This is a genomic window from Bacteroides sp. An19 (genome assembly GCF_002160215.1).
Classification (GTDB): domain Bacteria; phylum Bacteroidota; class Bacteroidia; order Bacteroidales; family Bacteroidaceae; genus Phocaeicola; species Phocaeicola intestinalis.
Map to the genome: position 1 here is coordinate 1 of NZ_NFKD01000125.1, position 2809 is coordinate 2809.

At 46.5% G+C, this 2809-nt stretch carries 2 protein-coding genes and 1 pseudogene; 1 reads left to right on the forward strand and 2 read right to left on the reverse strand.

Annotated features, from left to right (window positions below):
- Together B5F25_RS20725 and B5F25_RS20730 are read right to left on the reverse strand one after the other, a co-directional pair.
- Positions 1-267 (reverse strand): annotated as a pseudogene (locus B5F25_RS20725) (hypothetical protein); the annotation flags it as partial.
- 283 nt (positions 268-550) lie between these two features.
- Positions 551-1438 carry a helix-turn-helix domain-containing protein gene (locus tag B5F25_RS20730; RefSeq protein WP_087251730.1) on the reverse strand — a complete coding sequence of 296 codons (888 nt, stop codon included), beginning with the start codon at positions 1436-1438 and terminating at the stop codon, positions 551-553.
- 196 nt (positions 1439-1634) lie between these two features.
- Here B5F25_RS20730 and B5F25_RS20735 point away from each other — a divergent pair, with 196 nt between their 5' ends.
- Positions 1635-2657: an efflux RND transporter periplasmic adaptor subunit gene (locus B5F25_RS20735; RefSeq protein ID WP_087251731.1), complete on the forward strand. Its 1023-nt coding sequence runs from the start codon at positions 1635-1637 to the stop codon at positions 2655-2657.
- The last annotated feature ends 152 nt before the right edge of the window (positions 2658-2809 follow it).

Genomic DNA, 2809 nt, shown 5'->3' on the forward strand with positions numbered 1-2809 from the left:
GGCCGCATGATATTCCTGCAACGGGTTGTTTTTCAAATAAACCAAAATGAAGAACAGGCGGTCGGATATGCTGGGAAGGGGGCTGTTCTTGTAGATGGAAGGACTGCGGCGTTTTCCGCAACGGCGTTCCCCGGTCATTTCATACTCGGACAAATAGTCCTCATGCGCAGCCTTGAAATAAGGGAGAAGCGCACAAAACTGTTCATGGCTAACTCCCGTCAAGGCACGGAAACTTTTGCTGTTGTCTTTATGGTCGTGGTAATTCATGTTGCAAAGGTACGCGTATGCGCGATATATAACAAATCTAAATTACATAAACTCTATTGATGTGACATTTCTTTCTTGATAAGCATGTTGGCAAAGACGGTTAATAGTTCGTAACAGGTTTAGATGTACTGAAACTACAGTTTCAGTACATCTAAACTAAAGTTTTAAGTAGATGAAACTATAGTTTCAGTATATCTAAACTTATGTGAAACTTAATTGGTGCCTGAAATGAATGCGGATGTGTTTGCTTATAAGTGTGTTAGTCTTCTTTCTTTTCCGCATTCTATTCCGTTTCTTTTTCCGCTAATTGTTTCCGGTATTGCTTGGGCGAAGAGCCGGTATAGCGCTTTACGTATTTCCCGAAGAAAGACATGTTGGGGAAGTCCAGCTCGTTGACGATTTCCTTGATGCTTTTTTCCGATTTCTTCAGCAGATAGAGCACGTCTTTGATGACGTATTGGTTGATGATGTCGGAAGCGGTTTCTCCGGATATCTCCTTGCATACGGCAGAGAGGTATTTGGGCGTGACGTGCAGCTTGTCGGCATAAACCGCTACCATCCGCGGTTTGGGATACGATGAGACAAGCAGGTGCAGGAACTCTTTGAACAGCCGTTCGCTGGAAGAATAGGTAGGCGTTGCGAATTTCCCGAAGCGTTCCATGGCGTCATGAAATTCGTAAAGGAATGCTTGTATCAGTGAGTCGACGATTTCTTTTTGATGGCGTAGCGGAATGCCCGTCAGTTTCGAACGGAGCAAGTCATAATACTGGCGAAACATGTTGGCTTCTTCGGGTTTTAGCGTGAGGATGGGGTTCTGTTCCAGGTATTTCAGGATATCCCAGCTGTTGTTCGAAATTACTGCAAGCTGGCTGATGTATTCTGGCGACATGCAGATGCAGCGGAACTGTACGTCTGCACTGACCATACTTTTTTCCAATATGATGTTGGGGTGGCAGATGAGCAGGTCGTATTCGTTCATCGTATAGGCTTCGCCGTTGATGTAGAGCGAGGCTCTCCCTTTGATGCAGAGGGCAGCTATGATGAATTCTACTCTGACGGCATTGGTTTGGCCTAATGTATGTAAGTCATCGATAAGGGCGAGCCGGTTGTCGCAATAGGTAGCGATGTGTTCTTTCGCTACTGTGTTCAGATTTCCTTGTGTGATATCCATGTTCTTATTTTCTTTTGTTTGCTGTGGCAAAATAAGTCATTATTTTTTGAAAAGACCTGATTCCAATCTCTTGAAGACTGTTCTGTTTGTCTTATTTGGCTGTATTGTTGGAAAATAGAACATTTATCAAGGAAAATAAAGCCATGTAATTTGGACTAAACTTGTTTCCTTTGCGCAGAATTTTAAAACAGTAACTATGGACAAAAAGGTTATTTTGCCGGTGTGCGCCGCTGTACTCTTGCTTGCAGGATGCGGTCAGGAAGAACAGCAGAAGACGCAAGATGTGGTTAAGGTAAAAACAATGCAGGTCGCTCCGGCGGCGATTGAAGGCACGCGTTGCTTTTCGGGTACGGTAGAAGAAACGGCAGGCACGCCGCTCAGCTTTCCGGTAATGGGAACGGTAGAGGCTGTTCATTTCCGGTTGGGTGACCGGATAGGGAAGGGGCAGCTTCTGGCTTCGGTAGACCCAACGTCGATGCAGAGCAGTTATGATGCGGCAAAAGCCACGCTGGTGCAGGCGGAAGATGCCTATCGGCGTATGAAAGAACTGCACGACAAAGGCAGTTTGCCCGAGATACAGTGGGTAGAGGTGCAGAGCAAACTCCAGCAGGCACGCTCGATGGAAGAAATGGCGCAGAAGAACTTGAAGGACTGTAAGCTGTACGCACCCTTTAGCGGTGTGATAGCTGATAAGTCGGTAGAGGTAGGGCAGAACGTAGTGCCCGGCATGGCAGTGGGTAAGTTGGTGGGAGTGAGCCAGCTGAAAGTGAAGATAGCGGTGCCCGAAGCCGAGATAGGCAGCATCGCCTTGCGCCAGCAGGCGGTCATCAAAGTGCCTGCGCTGGGAGATAAGGTGTTCGCAAGTGTGGTGAGCGAGAAAGGCATTGTTGCCAATCCGATGTCGCGCTCTTACGAAGTGAAGCTGGATGTGACGGATACAGATGGTTCTCTGATGCCGGGCATGGTAGCAGAAGTCAGTCTGGCGGGTGGAAACGCAGGAGCACAGGTGGTGATACCGGCACGTATCGTGCAACTTGATGAACAGAACTGTTCGTTCGTATGGGTAGACAATCAAGGTGTTGCAGAAAAGCGGGTGATTGCCTGCGGCGATTTTTCCGGAAACGGGGTCATTGTCACTTCCGGGCTGAATGCCGGCGACCGCATCATTGTGGAAGGCCAGCAGAAGGTATGCAACGGAACAATTATAAATGAAGAATGAAGAACGAAGGATGAAGAATATGCTGTTTTCATTCTTAGTTCCTATGTTTGTAATGTGCTAGCAAAATAGCATAAAGCCAAGAGAATTATTAAATTTGTAAATGAAAGAAATAACTTAATAAAACCTATGACTTTATGCGTAAACAAAGTAAC

Excerpts from the sequence above, each read along its gene's own strand:
- B5F25_RS20730 (WP_087251730.1), bottom strand. The coding sequence starts at position 1,438 with ATGGATATCACACAAGGAAATCTGAACACAGTAGCGAAAGAACACATC.
- B5F25_RS20735 (WP_087251731.1), top strand. The coding sequence starts at position 1,635 with ATGGACAAAAAGGTTATTTTGCCGGTGTGCGCCGCTGTACTCTTGCTT.